The sequence below is a fragment of the Achromobacter spanius genome, from assembly GCF_003994415.1.
GTDB classification, from domain to species: domain Bacteria; phylum Pseudomonadota; class Gammaproteobacteria; order Burkholderiales; family Burkholderiaceae_B; genus Achromobacter; species Achromobacter spanius_C.
This window is the reverse complement of sequence record NZ_CP034689.1, coordinates 4,208,053-4,225,016: the sequence shown is the minus strand read 5'-3', so window position 1 is coordinate 4,225,016 and position 16,964 is coordinate 4,208,053. Positions and strand designations below refer to the sequence as shown.

The 16,964-nt window shown below is 64.6% G+C and carries 15 protein-coding genes; 6 read left to right on the top strand and 9 right to left on the bottom strand.

Translation table 11 applies throughout. The features are described 5' to 3' along the window. The first annotated feature begins 60 nt into the window (after positions 1-60). Positions 61-729 carry a methyltransferase domain-containing protein gene (locus tag ELS24_RS19240; RefSeq protein WP_230695197.1) on the top strand — a complete coding sequence of 223 codons (669 nt, stop codon included), beginning with the start codon at positions 61-63 and terminating at the stop codon, positions 727-729. On the opposite strand, the gene ELS24_RS19235 is transcribed toward ELS24_RS19240, so the two are convergent. Together ELS24_RS19235 and ELS24_RS19230 are read right to left on the bottom strand one after the other, a co-directional pair. Beyond that, on the bottom strand, positions 718-2,406 hold the full coding sequence (locus ELS24_RS19235; protein ID WP_127185055.1) for an ABC-F family ATP-binding cassette domain-containing protein: 1,689 nt from the start codon (positions 2,404-2,406) through the stop codon (positions 718-720). The two genes, ELS24_RS19240 and ELS24_RS19235, sit on opposite strands and share 12 nt — an antisense overlap. Before the next feature lie 247 nt (positions 2,407-2,653). Continuing rightward, positions 2,654-3,139, bottom strand: coding sequence for an Lrp/AsnC family transcriptional regulator (locus ELS24_RS19230; RefSeq protein ID WP_127185054.1), 486 nt, complete (start codon positions 3,137-3,139; stop codon positions 2,654-2,656). Positions 3,140-3,231: 92 nt separating this feature from the next. On the opposite strand from ELS24_RS19230, the gene ELS24_RS19225 reads away from it, so the two are divergent. Then, entirely contained in the window at positions 3,232-4,719 is a 1,488-nt protein-coding gene (locus ELS24_RS19225; RefSeq protein WP_050445371.1) for an aminotransferase class V-fold PLP-dependent enzyme, read from the top strand. A 69-nt stretch (positions 4,720-4,788) separates the two neighbouring features. Here ELS24_RS19225 and ELS24_RS19220 read toward each other — a convergent pair whose 3' ends face one another. Continuing rightward, positions 4,789-5,157, bottom strand: coding sequence for a hypothetical protein (locus ELS24_RS19220; RefSeq protein ID WP_127185053.1), 369 nt, complete (start codon positions 5,155-5,157; stop codon positions 4,789-4,791). Between the two features lie 236 nt (positions 5,158-5,393). On the opposite strand from ELS24_RS19220, the gene fmdA reads away from it, so the two are divergent. Both fmdA and ELS24_RS19210 read left to right on the top strand, forming a co-directional pair. Then, on the top strand, positions 5,394-6,623 hold the full coding sequence (gene fmdA, locus ELS24_RS19215; protein WP_050445105.1) for a formamidase: 1,230 nt from the start codon (positions 5,394-5,396) through the stop codon (positions 6,621-6,623). Between the two features lie 11 nt (positions 6,624-6,634). Next, positions 6,635-6,967: an FmdB family zinc ribbon protein gene (locus ELS24_RS19210; RefSeq protein ID WP_127185052.1), complete on the top strand. Its 333-nt coding sequence runs from the start codon at positions 6,635-6,637 to the stop codon at positions 6,965-6,967. Positions 6,968-7,042: 75 nt separating this feature from the next. Here the strand turns inward: ELS24_RS19210 and ELS24_RS19205 are convergent, their stop codons facing one another. Together ELS24_RS19205 and ELS24_RS19200 are read right to left on the bottom strand one after the other, a co-directional pair. Beyond that, complete coding sequence (locus ELS24_RS19205) at positions 7,043-7,780, bottom strand: transporter substrate-binding domain-containing protein (RefSeq protein ID WP_050445107.1); 738 nt, start codon at positions 7,778-7,780, stop codon at positions 7,043-7,045. Positions 7,781-7,912: 132 nt separating this feature from the next. Continuing rightward, entirely contained in the window at positions 7,913-8,338 is a 426-nt protein-coding gene (locus tag ELS24_RS19200; RefSeq protein WP_050445108.1) for a copper resistance protein NlpE, read from the bottom strand. Between the two features lie 134 nt (positions 8,339-8,472). Here ELS24_RS19200 and ELS24_RS19195 point away from each other — a divergent pair, with 134 nt between their 5' ends. Together ELS24_RS19195 and ELS24_RS19190 are read left to right on the top strand one after the other, a co-directional pair. Continuing rightward, positions 8,473-8,709 carry a DUF3820 family protein gene (locus tag ELS24_RS19195; RefSeq protein WP_050445110.1) on the top strand — a complete coding sequence of 79 codons (237 nt, stop codon included), beginning with the start codon at positions 8,473-8,475 and terminating at the stop codon, positions 8,707-8,709. A gap of 188 nt (positions 8,710-8,897) precedes the next feature. Then, on the top strand, positions 8,898-9,236 hold the full coding sequence (locus tag ELS24_RS19190; protein ID WP_127185051.1) for a hypothetical protein: 339 nt from the start codon (positions 8,898-8,900) through the stop codon (positions 9,234-9,236). 66 nt (positions 9,237-9,302) lie between these two features. Here the strand turns inward: ELS24_RS19190 and tssM are convergent, their stop codons facing one another. From tssM to ELS24_RS19170, 4 genes are read right to left on the bottom strand one after another with little or no spacing between them, the layout of a single operon-like run. Then, positions 9,303-13,160, bottom strand: coding sequence for a type VI secretion system membrane subunit TssM (gene tssM, locus ELS24_RS19185; protein WP_127185050.1), 3,858 nt, complete (start codon positions 13,158-13,160; stop codon positions 9,303-9,305). Positions 13,161-13,171: 11 nt separating this feature from the next. Next, the gene (gene tssA / locus ELS24_RS19180; protein ID WP_205736921.1) at positions 13,172-14,656 is read right to left on the bottom strand and encodes a type VI secretion system protein TssA; all 1,485 of its coding nucleotides are present in this window, start codon (positions 14,654-14,656) and stop codon (positions 13,172-13,174) included. Beyond that, a complete protein-coding gene (locus ELS24_RS19175) occupies positions 14,653-15,387 on the bottom strand; it encodes a type VI secretion system-associated protein TagO (RefSeq protein WP_205736920.1) in 735 nt (244 codons plus the stop codon). The genes tssA and ELS24_RS19175 overlap by 4 nt, the downstream gene beginning before the upstream one ends. Beyond that, positions 15,384-16,961: a sigma 54-interacting transcriptional regulator gene (locus ELS24_RS19170; RefSeq protein ID WP_205736919.1), complete on the bottom strand. Its 1,578-nt coding sequence runs from the start codon at positions 16,959-16,961 to the stop codon at positions 15,384-15,386. Before ELS24_RS19170 ends, ELS24_RS19175 begins: the two co-directional genes overlap by 4 nt. Positions 16,962-16,964 lie beyond the last annotated feature (3 nt).

The following is a 16,964-nucleotide window of genomic DNA, read 5'->3' as shown; positions in this document are numbered from 1 at the left end:
AACACGCGGTCAGTCGGTGCTAAAGCCCCCTGAATGCTTCGAAATGAGAGGGAACAAGGCGTGCGTAATCCGGGTTATTTGTTAAAGCGGGCTCTGTTCAAGTTGTCACCAAGGTTTGCGGAACGTCTCAATATCGATTTCAGGCTGCATGCGCCGAACCGCGTCTTTCTCGAAGAATCAGTGTTTGGTTATCTGAATGATTCGGCCGCTGCCTCGTCCGACGACAGCAAGACCTTGTTTGTGGGTATCGACAAGCACAATTGGCATTACCCGCGCCTTTTGAATTCCGAATTCCATTCCCTTGACATCGAGGAACGCAAGGCGGTTTATGGTCAGCCTGGCAGGCATTGGACCGGCAGCGCCACGGAAATGGCGGATCACTATGGTGATGATGTCTTTGACGTGGTGGTGGCGAACGGGCTGTTGGGTTTCGGCGTAAACACCGAGCCTGATTTCAGGCGCCTGCTGGAACAATGCAAAAAGGTATTGAAGCCAGGGGGGCTGTTCGTGATTGGGTACAACGACCGCCCCGATCGCGCCCCATTCCCTGTCTTGCCCGTGTTGCGCGAGTTCTTCGAATTGTTCGAGCCGCCGATTGCCGGTGTGGACGGCCACGTTCATCGGGTTGATGACGGCTTTCAGCACGTATTCGTGTTTCTCAGAAAGGCAAAGGCTTCAGATCGCCCGGCGTTCCGCACCGAACTGGCGGACGCCGCCTCAGTGCATTAAGCGCCGCGCCGTGGGTCCGCCTTCCCACAGTGACCAGGCGCCGTCGTCGGTGCAGGCCAAGCAATGCGTGGGACTGATCCGCTCCAGGAATGTCGCATCGTGAGAGACCACCACCAGGGCGCCGGGATATTGCGCCAGCGCATCTTCCAACGCTTGCGCCGATGCCATGTCCAGATGGTTGGTGGGCTCGTCTAACAGCAGCAATTGCGCGGGTTGCCTGCGCCATAGCGCGCAAGCAAGCGCGCCCTTGACGCGTTCGCCGCCGCTCAGGGTGGTGGCGGGCGCCTGGACCTGGGCGGGACCCAGACCCAGCAGCGCCAGCCGGCTGCGCAGTTCGCCCTGGGACAGTGTCGAGCCGCACGTTTCCAAGGTTTCCAAGATCGACGCCTTCGTCGCCAACGCGTCCGCGCCTTGGCCCAGCATCGCGGTGGGCACGCGCACATCGCAGCGGCCTGAGCGCGGGGAAAGATCGCCCGCCAGCATCGCCAGCAAGGTACTTTTTCCACAGCCGTTAGGCCCTTGGACCGCCAGCCGGAATGGGCCGTCCAGGGTCAAGGTCAGCGGTTGCGCGTGGGGCGGCCAAGGGGGCCGGGCGGCTTCCAGATGCAGGACGCGCCGCCCACCGGGCACGGTGGTGTCTGGCAAGGCCAATACCGTGCCTGCCGTGGCGGGCGCTTGCGACGCGGCCAGCCTGACAGCCTCTTCCAAGGTGGCGGCAGCTTGCTCACGGCGCAAGCGATCACGTCCCGCGTGGGCTTGTGCGCTGGCCTTCTTGCCGCCAAGCAAAACGGGTGCCTGATTGGCCCCGCGGGCGTTGCGGCTGTTGCGCGCGCTGCGGTGCTGCTGCGCATCGTGCTGTTGTCGCAGCACCCGCAGGCCGGCGGCGCGCTCGTGACGGGCATGCGCCAGGACGGCGTCGGCGGCTGCGTTCTGCCTGTCGCGTTGGGCGCGCCAGGCGCTGTAGTTGCCAGCATGGCCGCTCAGCGTGCCGCGCGCCAGTTCGACAATGTTGTCCATAGCTTCCAGCAGGTGGCGGTCGTGGCTGACGACGATCAACGCGCCGCGCCATGCGTGGATTTTCTGGGTCAGCCAATCGCGCGCACGGGCGTCCAGATGGTTGGTGGGCTCGTCCAGCAACAGGCCGTCGGCGTGTTGCTGGAAGGCGCCCGCCAGCGCCAAGCGAGTCAATTCGCCGCCGCTGGCCGCGCGGGCGGGATGCATGGGCGGCCAGTCCGGCAGCCTGGCATCGGCAAGCATGCGCGCCCAGTCCTGATGGATTCGCCAATGGCCTTCGGCCAAATCAAAGTCCGCTCGATCGGTACTGCCGGCTTCGATATGGGACAAGGCCCGGAACACGGGGCCTAAGCCCGCGACGTCGGCCAGGGTGGCGCGGACGGGGTAGGCGAGCGTCTGCGCCACGTAAGCCAGGTGGCCATGGCGCACGACATGGCCCGACTGTGCGGGCTGCGCGCCCAACATGACCTGCAATAGCAGCGACTTGCCCGCGCCATTTCGGCCGATGACGCCATGGCGCGCGGTGGTGAAGTCGTGGCTGAGGTCATCAAACAGCATGCGGCCGTCGGGCAGGGCCAGGCTGACATGCTGCAAAGCAAGAAAGAGGGGCGCGGATTGTGTAGAAGAATGCGCCGGGGGCGGCGCGCTGGATGACCGGGCCATGAATAGCTCTCCGAAATAATGAAACGCTTTGCGCGCCGGACGCCAGGGGGCTGCGGGGCAAAGGGGAATCAGCAGGAGGGCTTAAAGAATCATGGTCTTGGGGGTCTCCAGGGGGGGCAACGCTCTAAGGGTGCCGCGTTAAGGGCCACAGACACGAGGGCTGCAGACATGAGGGCTGTCGATACAAGGGCCGCCATCGAGGCGCAGCATGGGCGTTCGAACCGCATCGTACGTGAAAGTTCCCGCCTCAGCTTTCCAGCAGGCGAAGATCTGGCGGACGATTTTCGATAATAGCTTCCATGCTGAAGAAACCCGTCACGGTCGACAGTTCAAAATCGGTGATCAGCTTTTGATAGAAGCGGTCGTAGCCGGCCATGCCTCGGCAGACCACCTTGATCAGGTAATCCCAGTCGCCGCCGATGCGATAGAACTCCGTCACTTCAGGCAGGCGCTCAACGTGCTGGCGGAAACCGTCGGCCCAGGCTTTGGCGTGGTGGCTGGTGCGGATCATCACGAACACGGTCAGGTCCAGCCCCAACGCCACCAGGCTGACTTCGGCACGGGTGCCGCGAATGATGCCACAGGCATTCAGGCGCTGAAGCCGACGCCAGCACGCATTCTGGGAAAGGCCCACCCGATCGGCCAGCTCGCGCTGCGACAGCGAGCCGTCTTTTTGCAGACAAGAGATGATGCTTAGATCAAGTTTGTCTATTTTTTCAAGCCTATCGTTCATATGACTCACTTTCAGCAGATTTACGCAAAATTACGGTGATGTTTGTTGTCGGCTTCCATCGTATGATATTTCGGATCAATTGGAAGACCATCATGACTACGCTTACCGCCACGGCCTCCGGCACCGCAGGACCGTTGCAGCAGTTTCAAGACAGCCTGAACACCGGCGATGTTGCCGCCGCGCTTGCCGATGGTCTGATCGGCAAAGACGCCTTTATCGACGGCCCCTTTGGCCGCAAGCCCCTGGTCTACGCCGACTACGTTGCATCGGGCCGCGCCCTGATGCAGGTCGAGCGCTTCGTCCTGGAACAGGTGCTTCCGTACTACGCCAATTCGCACACCGAAGCGTCTTACTGCGGCGGCTTCATTACGCGCTTGCGCCGCGAGGCCCGCGCCGCGATCGCCCGGTGTTGCGGCGCCAACGATGCGCACGCGGTGATCTTTGCCGGTTCGGGCGCAACGGCGGGCATCAACCGCCTGGTGCACCTGTTCGGCGTGGATGCGGCGGTGGCGGCGGGCAAGCCGGTCCGCGTCATCATCGGCCCCTACGAACATCACTCGAATATCTTGCCGTGGCGTGAATGCGGCGCGGACATCGTCGAAGTGCCTGAAAGCGCGCAAGGCGGCCCCGACCTGGCTGCATTGGACGCGGCGCTGACCGCGCCCGCTGGCACGCTGGTGATCTGCGCCTTATCGGCCGCGTCCAACGTGACCGGCATCGTGGCGGACGTGGCCGGCATTACCCGGCAGGTCAAGGCGGCGGGCGCGAAAATGCTGTGGGACTACGCGGGCGGTGCGCCTTACCTGCCCATCCAGATGTCGCCCGCTGCGGACGCGCACATCGACGCGCTTGTTTTTTCACCGCACAAGTTCATAGGTGGGCCGGGCGCATCGGGCGTGCTGATCGTACGGCGCGACGCGGTGCTCGACACCACGCCGACCTGGCCGGGCGGTGGCACCGTAAAGTTCGTGTCGCCCGAAAGCCACGATTACAGCGCTAGCCTGGAAGCGCGCGAAGAAGCCGGCACGCCGAACGTGGTGGGCGATATTCGCGCCGCGCTGGTCTTGTTGGTGAAGGATGCCCTGGGCGCGGATTTCATGCGCCAGCGCAACGACCATTTCGTGCAGCGCGCGCTGGCCGCGTGGCAGGGCTCAGATCAGTTGGAATTGCTGGGTTCGCTTAGCGCCAAGCGGCTGCCCATTTTTTCGTTCCGCGTGCGCAATGGCAAGGGCGGATTCGTGCATCAGCAATTGGTGACCCGCCTGCTGAGCGACCGTTTCGGCATTCAGGCGCGGGGCGGCTGCGCGTGTGCGGGGCCGTACGTGCATCGGTTGCTGGACATTGACCCAGCCCAGTCGCGGCAAATGCGTCAAGCCATTCTGGATGGCCGCGAGATTGAAAAGCCGGGTTTTGTCAGGCTGAATTTCAGCGTGTTGCTGTCGGATGCGAAGGCCGACTTCATTCTTGAATCGGTTTTGGCGCTGGCGGCCGATGCCAGCCAGTTCGAAGCCCGTTACGGTTTCGATCCCAGCCGCGCCATCTTCTTTCCGCAACACACCGAGATGGAAATGTCCATCTGATCAGGCCAGGGTGCCGCCGCGCCTGTCCATGGCGTGGCGGCGCCAGGCATGCGCATCAGACATCGGGTTTCAATCTTGCATCTGCCTGGCGCAGGTTCGGATCCAGGCGGCCTTCATGTCGGCAAGTTCATCGGATGCCTGGGTCAGCCGACGCACCACGGCGTCGGGAAACGCCGTTCCCTTGCGGCGGCACGCCTCGAAATCATCGCTAAGCGCGTAACGCGCATCCAGCAGGTCCAGCCGGCCTTGGCACAGCGCGCGGTTCAGCTCCAGGTTGTTGGCGGCTTCGTGCGTGCGCTGCACGTCTTGCTTGCGCTTCAAACTGGCCTCTGCCGCGTCGACGCGCGCAACGCAGTCGCCAGCAGCGCGCGCCGGCGCGGCGGTGCAGGCCGCCAAAATCAAAAAAGCGGCCAGCGGCCGACGATGCTTTGCTGCCATGCGAAAAACCCAGGTGTGGCGTGGGATGCATCATAACTGGTGCGAAAGGCGGCCACGGGAAAAGCGCGCCGCGCGTCTGCCACTGCATGGAAAACCAGTATGGCGATTCCCGCCAACGGGTCTACCATCGACCACGGTTCCCTGATTCAAAAGACCCGAACCGCAATGGATTCGGGCGCCTGCCTATCCGGCTGAAGTTCTGTTTTATCAACACGTCACGTTGGAGATGAAAGAGAATGACCACACCCCTCATCAAGGTCGATCTGGACCAGTCCCCCTACGAGAACAAGCACATCCATAATCGCTGGCATCCGGATATTCCGATGGCCGTCTGGGTCAAGCCCGGCGATGACTTCGTGCTGGAAACCTATGACTGGACGGGCGGCGCGATCAAGAACGACGACAGCGCCGATGATGTGCGCGACGTAGATCTTTCCACCGTGCACTTTCTTTCCGGCCCAGTGGGCGTGGAAGGCGCGGAACCCGGCGACTTGCTGGTGGTTGACCTGCTGGACATCGGCGCCAAGCCCGACAGCCTGTGGGGGTTCAATGGCTTCTTCAGCCGCAACAACGGCGGCGGCTTCCTGACCGAACATTTCCCGCACGCGCAAAAATCCATCTGGGATTTCCACGGCATGTTCACGTCGTCACGCCATATTCCCGGCGTGAACTTCGCGGGGCTGATCCACCCCGGCCTGATAGGCTGCCTGCCAGACAAAAAACTGCTGGACACCTGGAACCGGCGCGAACAGGCCCTGATCGACACCAACCCCAACCGGGTGCCGCCGCTGGCCAATCCGCCCGCGCCCAAGACGGCTCACATGGGCGCCTTGCAAGGTGCAGACCGCGATCGAGCAGCGGCCGAAGGCGCACGTACGGTGCCGCCCCGCGAGCACGGCGGCAACTGCGACATCAAGGACCTGTCGCGCGGGGCCCGCGTGTTCTTTCCGGTGTATGTGCAGGGTGGCGGCCTGTCGGTCGGCGATCTGCACTTCTCGCAGGGCGATGGTGAAATCACCTTTTGCGGCGCCATCGAAATGGCGGGCTGGGTGCATATGCGCGTGTCGCTCATCAAGGGCGGCATGGAAAAATACGCCATCAAGAATCCCATCTTCAAGCCCAGCCCCATCACGCCCGCCTACAAGGACTACCTGATCTTCGAAGGCATCTCGGTGGACGAAGAAGGCAAGCAGCACTACCTGGACGTGAACGTGGCCTACCGGCAGGCGTGCCTGAACGCCATCGAATACCTGAAGAAGTTCGGCTATTCGGGCGCGCAGGCGTATTCCTTGTTGGGCTGCGCGCCAGTGCAGGGCCATATCAGCGGGGTGGTGGACATACCCAATTCCTGCGCCACGCTGTGGCTGCCCACCGAGATCTTCGACTTTGACATCCAGCCGTCGGCGTCGGGGCCGGTCAAGCACATCAAGGGCGGGGTGGACATGCCGCTCTCGCGCGATCGCTAAGGAGCGCTGCAATGCCCATGTATGACTATTCCTGCGGCGCGTGCGGCGACTTTGCCGCCTTGCGGCCGCTGGCGCAATGGCGTGATCCGGCGGCGTGCCCGCAATGCGGCGCCGCATCTGGCCGCATCATCGGCGGGGCGCCGGCAATCTCCGCACTGTCGTCCGCCCTGAACCGCGCGCGTGCCGTGAATGAGCGCAGCGCGAACGAGCCGCGCAGTTCGCGGTCGGGCCATGGCATTAATTGTGGTTGTTGTGGAGGCGGGCGAACGTCGGGAAAGACGCGCACCAGCGCCGACGGCGCGAAATCATTCGCGGGCGCGAGGCCCTGGATGATCAGTCACTGATGACGTTTGCGTGAAAGGCAAAGTGCCGGCCGATGTCGTCATCGGTCGGCACTTTTTGTTTGCGCGTGGCCGGCTTCAGGCCTGAGCCGGCGCCACGGCTGCACCCTGGATCTTGTGGCGCGCCAGGGCCTCGGCCACAAAACCGGATTTCTTCATGGCTTCGACGAAGGCGGCCAGGTAGGCGCTGGCCTTGTCGCCACGGCTCTTGGGCACGCCCATGGCCTGGCGGATCAGCATGAAGTGGCCATCCAGGAGCCTTAACCCACCCAGGCGCGCGGCGTCGGCTTCAAGTTGTTGCTTCACGCCCGCCGCCACTTCCAGGTTTTCCTGCAGGAAAGTGTCGACGACGGCCGGCGACGTGGGCGCGCGGAAGATCTCGGCCTGCTTGAGTTCGCGCGTCAGGTAAAGGTCGTAGGCGCTGCCTTTGCCAACCACCACGCGCACGCCATCGCGGTCAACCTGGTCCATGGCGGTGACGGGGGAGTCCTGGCGCACCAGGTACGCGCCTTCGATGACGACATAGGGGGCGGTGAACGCGATCTGCTCGCCGCGCAGCGGGTCGATGGCAAAAAATCCCACGTCGGCCTGCTCCGTGGCCACCGCGTTGACGGATTCGCCGGCTGACTTGAACACCACCAGATCCAGCTTCACGTCCAGGCGCCGTGCCAGCTCCGTGGCCAGGTCCACGGACACGCCGCCGGGCTGGCCGGTGCTTGGGTCGGCGTTTGCCAGGATGGGGTTGCCCAGATTGATGGACGCGCGAAGGGTGCCGGTGGGGGCGAAGGCGGAAAGCAGCTCGTGGTCGGTCTTCATGGTTTCCTTGAGGATGAAGCGCCGGGGCGGGGGCACGGGCGGCGCGGTTTTCCTCAAGAATAGCCGGAACGCAATGGCCGGAACAGTCGCAACCGCGACGCCGGCGCGGCCCCGCGCGCGGCCTGGCACGCCCTATTGGGCGCGACGCAGCACGTAGTAAGAGGCCAGCGGACCGGTAGGGCGGGTGCCGTCGCGGTACAGCATGATCACCTGGTTTTCGGCGACGAAGTAGCGCTGGCTATCTCCCGAGGCATCCAGCCGGATGGTGCTGCCGTCGGACTCCCAACTGAACGTACCGGTGACGATTTCGGGTTGCGGCTCGCGGTCCAGATACTGGGTCTGGCGTTCGTAGCGGTCGCCCTTCATCAATGTCAGCCGAGTCTTGATGCCAGGGCAATCGGCGCAGGGCAGGGTGCCTTCGTAGCTGCCCGGCCAGTCCAGCGCATTGCGCGCCGTGTGGCCGTCGGCGGGCGTATCGCGCGCATCATGCGACGCAAAGGGGGCGCAGCCGGCAAGCAGGGCAAGGCTCAGGGTGCAGGTCAGGGTGGTTTTCATCATGGCGAGCTCCTGTGGGTAAACGGGTTCACGATACGGACAGTAATGGGGGGCTGCTGAAACGGGATGTAAGGTGTGCCGCGTGGTTCTGGCACGCCAGCCGGGTTCTGGTATTGCGCTGAGGTAGACTGCGCGCCATGGATCCCGAACTGCTTAATCTGTTGGTGACCCGCGACATGCCGTTCGGCAAGTACAAGGGACGGCTGATCGCCGATTTGCCTGGCCCGTACCTGGCGTGGTTTGCGCGCAAGGGGTTTCCACCCGGCGAACTGGGCCGCTTGCTGGCGTTGATGCATGAACTGGACCATAACGGCCTGTCGTCCTTGTTGGCGCCGCTGCGCGCCTCGCGGCCAGGCGCGGCGCCCAAGCGATAGCGCTGGTGGCCTGCGCCCAATGGCGCGAGTCACCTTGAGAAACCACGAGAAACATCTGCGGCCCGGCCGGTAGCGTCTTGGCACGCCGGGCTGGCGCGGGCGGCGCTACGATAAGCCGGCCCCCGTCAAGCTGGCCTGCCAGTATGCTGGCCCGACGGGGCGCCCGCCCATTCCAGAGAGAGGTCTTTATGAAAAAATATTCCGTTCCTGCTTGCCTGCTTGCGGCCGTATGCACCCTGGGAGCCGCCAGCGTCGCGCAGGCACAGAATGCCGCTCCGGCCACGCAGGAAATGCAGTTTCCCAGCATGCCGTCCAAGGATGGTAGCCAATCGCCACCCTCGACCCTGCGCATGACGGTCACGCCCGCGCCCGGCACCGGCCCCGCGGTGATCCGGGATTCAGCGGCCAGCCAGGCCGAGTATGTCCGCTGCCGCGAGGTGTCCGATCGCGCCGCCGTGTCGAACGCACAGATGCAAGCCGGCGTGGCGCAATGCCTGAAAGAGTTGGAGCAACGCCGCCAGCAATAGGGCGCACGCCAAACGCCGCCGGGTTCCAGACACGGTTGCAGGTCCGGTTCCAAACCCGGTTCCAGATCACTGCAGTGCTGCCCCCGCCGCGGGCCCATAAGCCAGCTTGGGTAGCGCTGCGGCTGCCTTCGGCGGTGATCGCGGCGGGCCCTTCAAGGCCGGCGCCTTGGGGCGAATCGGGGGCGCCACAACCGATTTGGGTGGCGAGGGTGGGGGTTTGGATGCCTCGGCCAGCAAGGTCTCGGGCAGCGCAAAGCCGTCGAAGCTGGCTTGTGTGAACGGGTTGTTGGCTTTTTCGGCTGTGATCCGGTAGCGCATGGCGCCGTCGTTCGCCGAGAAGCTCAAATCAACGCTGTTGGCCGTTGCGCTGTCCAGCCGCGCCTGGCTCAGCAAGCGGAACATCGACCAAGACCCGCGATACGCCAGCCCGCTGCTGGTGCCGGCCGCGCTGACCAGGGTGATGCGGCTTTCCGTGGAGTCCCCCAGGTTGTTCGGCCAGATCAGCCCAACGCTGTTGCTGGCGCCATGGCTGTAGCTGATCAACTGGCCTTCGACGCTGAGAACGCTGCTGCGACGGCTGGAGGTCAGCCCCAGCGGCTCGATACTGAACTGCACGCCCAGCGCGCCTCGGCTGTTGAAGAAGGCGTCGCGGATGCGGTCGGCGGCTTCAAGTTGCTCCAGCACGTCCATCCGCACCAGATAGCCGCCCCGGCGTTCCGAATACAGGGCCTCGAGGTTGTCGTCGAAGAACAGCTTCAGGTATTGATCCTTGAACTGCGCCAACCTGCCTTGCGGGCCGAACAGCGCGGTGAAATCCTCAAGCGAGGCGTCGATGCGGCTCTTCGGGTTGAACGGGTAGCGGCTGGCCAGGCGTTCCTGGTAGTAGCGGTACACGTCGGTCTCCCAGCGCCGCTCAAGCTCTTTCAGCGCTTCGATCAGCAGCACTTGCGACGATTCGTCGGCCAGCTTCTTTACTTGCCGGTTCAAGGGTTCGGGCAAGCCGGCGGCCACGCGCTGCAGGTTGCCGATCGGGTCGGCGCCCTTGAGCGCAAACCGGTCCATCACCACCGCAAGCGCCGCTTTGCCGGGTTCGGGGCTGTCATGCACGGTTTTCAGGGTGTCGTGGACACGGCTGATGGCGGTCATGCTTTCGTCCAGGTAGGACGGCTTGTCGCCCTTGGCCACCAGCAGTTCGGACAGTGACGCAAATGGCCGCGCAATGGCCGCCACTTGCGGCACGTTGGCGCCGGTGATGGCGTTGGCGGTCAAGGGCTCGGCGTTGTCGCGCGGCTGGCCGGCCACGGCGACGCCGGGCGACGGCGGGCTCAACACGGTGTTGTCGCGCACGGTCTCAACCAGCCGGCGCAGCGGCGCGGCGGGGCTGATCACATTGCCCAGCACGGTCACGGCCTGGCTCAGGTCGTTGAAGTCCACGATCTCCAATTGGTTCAGGCTGCGTTGCCAGGTGTCGATGTAATCGCTGCTGTAGAGCGCACGCACCCGTTCGGCCAATACCTGTTTGTCGGCTTCCGAATAATCAATCCGCTGGCGTTCGCCCAATGTCCAGCGGTCGATCATGGCAAGGTCGGTGAAGTCTTTGCCATGCGCCGCGAAATAGCCGTGATACCCGGCCGCCGTCAGCAAGGGGTCGATGCGGGTGGACACGCCGTTCTGGCCGGCCGGCGCAGTGGGATCCTTGTAGACGATGTCGAACGCCGGGCCCACTTCATTGCGCAGGTCCAGCGGCGAGTGCAGGATTTTGCCGGCCTGCTCGCGCATCGTCATATAGACGCGCTGCGGCATGGGAATCTGGCGCAGGCGTTGCTGCACTTCGGCGATGCGCGCCCGGTTTTCGGGAAGTTCGGCATCGGCATACTTCATGGCGTAGTCCAGATGGCGCATCAGCCCGTTCTGCACCGATCCCTGGCCGGGAAAGGCCGCCTGCCATTGTTGCGTCATCCAGTCTTCCACAATGGGCGAACGGCGGTTGGCGCGATCTTCAAGCATGCGGTAGACACGCAGCGCCGCCAGTTGCTGGTTGCTGCCGGACGGCGCGCCGTTGATGGCGTTCATGACGCCGTTCGCCAACTCCGGCAGAAAGCGCCTGGACAAAAGTTGCAGGTAGGCTTCGTCCACCTTGGGGCCGATCTTGCGGCCCTGGTACAGGCCCAGTTCCGACACCACGGGCCAAGCCTTGCGATAGTCGCCAACCACGGCGACGGCGCTGCGGATCTGGTCCAGCGGCTGCAGGAGGTTGCGGCCGGTGGGGTCGCTGCTGCCGTCGATCTTGTGCGCGCTGAATTCGCGGCTCTTTTCCAGCACTGACATCGCCATCTCTCGGTTCACGCCGTGGTAGTGATACCAGCCTCCGGCCAGCAACAGGCCGCCCAGCGCGGCAACGCCAAACCCCACCATCAGCGTGCGCCGCTTGTCGGCCAGCACCTTCAGGTTGTCACCCGCCAGGCCCGCCTCGGGATAGATGATTCGCTGGAACACCTGTTGCGCGAAATAGACGACGGAACGGCCGCTGGGCTTGGCGTGCGCGGACGGCTCGGTCAGGCCATAAGTTTTCGACGCGGCGTTGATGAAGGCGTCGCACAGCAGCCCCTGCTGATAGACCGATGAAAAGTACACGCCACGCGGCAGGGCGGGCGTGATGTAGCGGTCGCTGCCCAGCACCTCTTCCAGGAAACCAAGCAGAACGGGGCGCATGCCGGCCAGTTGGCGCACCAAAGAGAACAGCGCCTCGCGCGCCTGCATCGTGGTGGCCTCGCCCATGGCGTCGAAAATCTGCTCATTCAGGCGCTGGATGAAGCCGTCGTAGCGCTCGGCCAATTCCTCGAGCCAGGCGTCGTAGTCATGGACGGAGTCCAGCGTGAAAGTGAAGCCGAAGATGTCCTCGCGCACGGCGCGGGGCAGGCGAGCAAAGAATGGCTCAAAGCCGTTGAGCAAGTCGAACTTGCTCAACACCACATACAGCGGAGGCCGGGTGCCCAGATGTCGGCTCAGTTCAGCCAGGCGGGTGCGAAGCAGAATGGCCAGCGCCTTGCGATCGCTGGCCTTCTGGTTCAACAGGGTGACCAGGTCCACCATCAGCACCACGCCATTCAGCGGGCGTCGGCTGCGGTTGCGTCCCAGCCAGTCCACCAGGCCGGCCCACAAGCGCGCGTGCGCGCCCGGTGGCAATGGCATGCGCGCCGCCGTGCGCGTGACCTCGGGAACGGCCGCAGTGGCGGAGACCGCGGAGGGGGCGGCGGCGCCAGCTTGGACGGTTGCGTCCCGGTCGGGGGTGGCGTCGGTCTGTGCCTCTGGCGCGGGCAAGGAATCGGCCTGGCTGACCAGTTCTCCGGGCGGATCGATCAGCACCGCCTCGTCGCCCATCCACCAATCAATGTCATACGCTAAATCAGGGTCGGCGAAGCCGCGGCGCACTCCCGCCTTGCTTTCGTTGCTTAGCGAAAAGCTCTGGCTGGACCGGTTGATGAAGCTGGTCTTGCCGGTGTTCTCCTGGCCCAGCACCAAGTACCAGGGCAGCTCATAGAGCGCGTTGCGCCCTTTCAGATTGCCGCGCAGCAAGGCCAGGCTTTGATCCAGCGCGCGTTCCTGCGCCTGGACGAAGCGCAACAACGGATCGTCCAGGCGCTGCGCCACCGCGCCGCGTTCCGCTTCCAGGCGGAGGTTGCGGCGTCGCAGCGTCCAGAGCCAGGCCAGCACGGGCACCATCAAAATGGCCAAGGTGCACAGAATGCGCAGGGTCAGGTCTGCCAGGGGCTGCTGCTCATGCCAGGTCCAGTGCGGTCCCAGCCACCAGACGCCGATCAGCAGGAACACAATGGCCAACAGCGCCAGGATGGGCATCGCGCTCTTGAAGTGACCCGCCACGGGCAATCCGTAGCGCTTGATGATGGGCCAGATATTTTTCATCGCATGACTCCTTAACCCTTGCGGTCCGCGTCCACGGCGGGGCGCATGGGCATGTACTTGTTCAATTGTTCGGCAAGCTCTGGTTCCCATTCATGGGCGGGCAGCGCGCGCAGCGTGATGGCGACGTTCGAATAAAGGTTTTCGGCCAACCAGGACAGCCCGCGTGACGCCAGCAGGTCCGCCGCGATGACCGTGGCGTACGCGCGCTGGCGCGGCGATTCCGAATTGCCTTGCTTGTCCTGCAGGCGATGCAACACGGTTTCGACACCGTCACCGTCCAGTTGCGCAATCAGTTCCTCACGCAATTCGGCAAAGGCCTGCTGGGGGGCGGCGCCTGCCGTGTTGCCATCGGCGCCGCTCAGCCACGCCAAGGTTTCACTGTCGACAAAGGCGCGCCCATCGCTGAAGCACAGATCCCGCAAGGCCGGAATGCGGCGCACGAAGCGTTCCGTGGCCAGGCGGATGGCGGCGGCGGCGTCCTTCATCTCCAGGCGGGCGGCGATGCCCGCGGCCAGGAAGCTGCCCCGTATCCAGTAAGGCGACGCGACCACGCTTTTCTCCACACGCTGCAACAGGGCGGGGCTGACCGCATTGCCGGCCAGCGCTTCACCGTAGCCTTCAACAATGTCTGGGGGCACCGCCATCAATTCGGTGCGCATGCCGTTGCGGGTGGTGGGCGCGGCATGCAGGTGTGCCCACAGCGCGAAGCGCCGTAGCTGATAGCCGGTTGGGTCATAGGCGTCTTGTTGATTGATAAATTCGGCCACGCTCAGCAGGGAGCGCCGGTTCTCCCGTTCATCACCGGGCTTCAACGTCGTGTTGGGGGCGTTGAAGAAGGCCTCATCGATGGTCTGCGTGGCGGATTGCTTGCCTGATTGGCCTTGGGTCTTGCTGCGTTGCCCGGCGGCGGAGTGGCCCTGTGCGCTCGGGTCGGGAAAGCGGGCCTGTTCGACGCAGCGCGAAAACTGCGCCTCCAGCCGAGTCAGCAGCGCCGGATCAAGCTTGGTGTCTTGCACGCGGCCCTGGAGGCGGTCCAGCGCCTGTTGCGCACGTGCCTGGTTCGCCTTGGTGTAGCTGTCCGGCGGCAACGCGTCCAAGGCGTCGCGCAGGCGATCGGCCAATAACGCCACCAGCCGACGCTTGCCCAGGTATCCGGTGGGGCCGGGCTTGGGGTGGCCGGTCTCCCAGTAGTGGTCGACCATGCCGGCCAGCACATCGACCGCCTCCGACCAACGCTGCCACGATCCTGCTTTCAGCCGGGCGGTGATCAAGTGCCCCGCCACGCGGAAATGCTTGCACTGCCCGCCCAGGTATTGACGCGCGGCTTCGTCGACGTAAAGCCAGTCCAGGCGGGCCTCTTGCAGGCCACCGAGCTTGATCATTTCGTGGTCGATGGCTTGAAAGGTCTCGTCTTCTTCATCGAAATGGCCGGCCGGCTGGCGCGCGTCCAGCGGCGCCAGCAAGGCCTCGATGTCGAGCGTGGCGTAGTGGGTCACCAGTGACAAGCCTCGCGTTGGCGCGACAACAGCGTTTGCAAGCCGCTGGCGTCAAAGGTCAGCCCGTTGAGCTGTGCGTAGTCGCTCTCAATGCGCAGGCGCTGGCCCGCGACGAAGGGCCGCAATTGGTCAATGGCGACCAGCCCTCGTCCGGCGTCGGCAACGTTGCCTTCGTCGAGCACGCGCCACGGTCGCGCCGACGACAAGGGCCGATCATCCATGTAAAGCTGAACGGTCATCTGGTGGCGTTCAAAGGGCTTCTCGGCCAATAGCTGCAAGCGCGAGATGTTGGACAGGCATGTGATGGCCAAGTAGACGGGTGGCCGCGTGTTCAACGCGGGTGCTGAAATCACCACACGTTGTTGGCCGGCAGGCGGCTCGTTGGAATCCGTCAGCAGGAAAGTCGAGTCGCCATCGGGTCGAGACGATTCGTTGTGCCGGATGATGTCCGACGCGCGCGCCGATGGCGGCAGCAGCTTGGCCGCCTCGATGGGATCGGAAGCGGCGTTGCCGGTGGTGGCAGGCCTGGCCAAAGCGGCATCCCGCGCGGTGGCGCGCGTTGGACCGCTGTCCAGGGCGGGCGGTGTACCCGCGGCCGCGTCAAAGCAGGCCAGCCGTTCGACGCCGGAGATGATCTGGGTGCAATGGTGAGCAGGGGTATCGGCGGCCAGCGCTGCAAGGCAGGCCGGTGCAGTCATCAGCAGCACAAGCAGGGTAGTAGCGGGTTTCATGTAGTGTGGTCCTCCCGGTCCAGATTCCACGCCTGGCAGCGGCGCGCCAACGTACGTTTGGGGATGCCCAGGCTTTGTGCGGCGCGGCTGCGAGATCCGTTGACCTGTCTCAGGCGCGCCCGGATGACCAGGCTTTGAAAGGTGTCCAGCGCTTGGGGCAGGTTGTCGGTGTGCAGCAGGCCATGCAGCAGATCGGCGCCAGCGCTGCGTTGGGGCAGGGGGGGCATGTCAGCCTGCGACAGGTCAAGCAGGTCTGCGCGGATGGGCTGGCCTTGCGGCGTTCTTTCAGCGGCCACCAGCACCAGGCTGCGAAGCTGGCGCACATTGCCGGGCAGGGCATGGGCCACGAGCAGCGCCAGCGCGTCGGGTGCAAGGCCGGCGACACGCGTTTGGCGCTCGCGATTGTGCTGCAGCACAGTGTGGTAGCTCAATGCGGGAATGTCCTCCGGACGCTCGCGCAGCGGCGGCAACGCCAGTGTCAATTGCCGGATGCGGAAGTACAGGTCTTCGCGAAAGCGTCCGTCGCGTATCAATTGGGGCAGAGGGCGATGAGTCGCGCAGATCAGTCGGAAGTCCGACCCGTGCTCGCGCGTGGCGCCCAGCGGTCGGTATTTTTTTTCATTGAGCAGGCGCAGCAGCGTGCCCTGCAGCGCCATGGGCATGTCGCCGATCTCGTCCAGGAACAGGGTGCCGCCGTCCGCCTCGGCAACCAGCCCCGTGCGGGCCTGCACGGCGCCGGTAAAAGCGCCTCGAACGTTGCCGAACAGCTCGGCCTCGATGAGCTCTTGCGGAATGGCCGCGCAGTTGAGCGGCACGAACTTTCCATTGCGCGGCGAGGCCTGATGAATCAGCCACGCGGCATGGTCCTTGCCGGTGCCTGTCTCGCCGGTCAGTAGAACGGCCAGCGTCGAATCGGCAAAGCGCAGCATGTCTTCCCGGATGGTTCTGGCCGCCGCGCTGACGCCAATGAATTCGGCCGCCAAGAGACGCGACGCGCGCTGCCTGCCAGCGTCAGCCGTGGGCGTTTGCCGCAGGCTACGTTGGTAGCGTGCGTCGTCGGCGGCATGGCTCCGGGCATGCAGGCCGGCGAACAAGGATTCATGCGCAACTTGCAGGGCGCGCCAGACAGGGTCGGCGCGCCAGCGTGACAAGGTGGCGGCCTGCCCAGCCAAGGCCAGTACCGCCAAGGGCAGCCGCCGCGCGTCCAGCATGGGGATGGCCAGTAGCGCGTGCTGCGCGCCCAGGTGGTCGCGCAGTCGTTCAAAGCCCACGCCCACGCCAACCAGCGCGGACATCTGTTCAACCTGGCAGGGCTTGCCGCTGGTCAGCGCATACACCAGCGGGTCGTCCAGCGCGTCCATGCTGATTTCCGGTAAAGGATCGTCAGCGGCGTTGGCCGCGCCCGCCACGGCCAACGCCACCAGCTTGTCACCCGTGGCGTTGCGGACATACAGGCAGGCCGAGCCTGCCCCAAGCCAGGCGGCGCAAGCGGCCGCGAAGGTGCTTGCCAAGGCATCTGGGCGGGTGGCAATCGCCATGCTGCGGGCAGTATCCGCCACGGTTAGCGCGTCCATGCC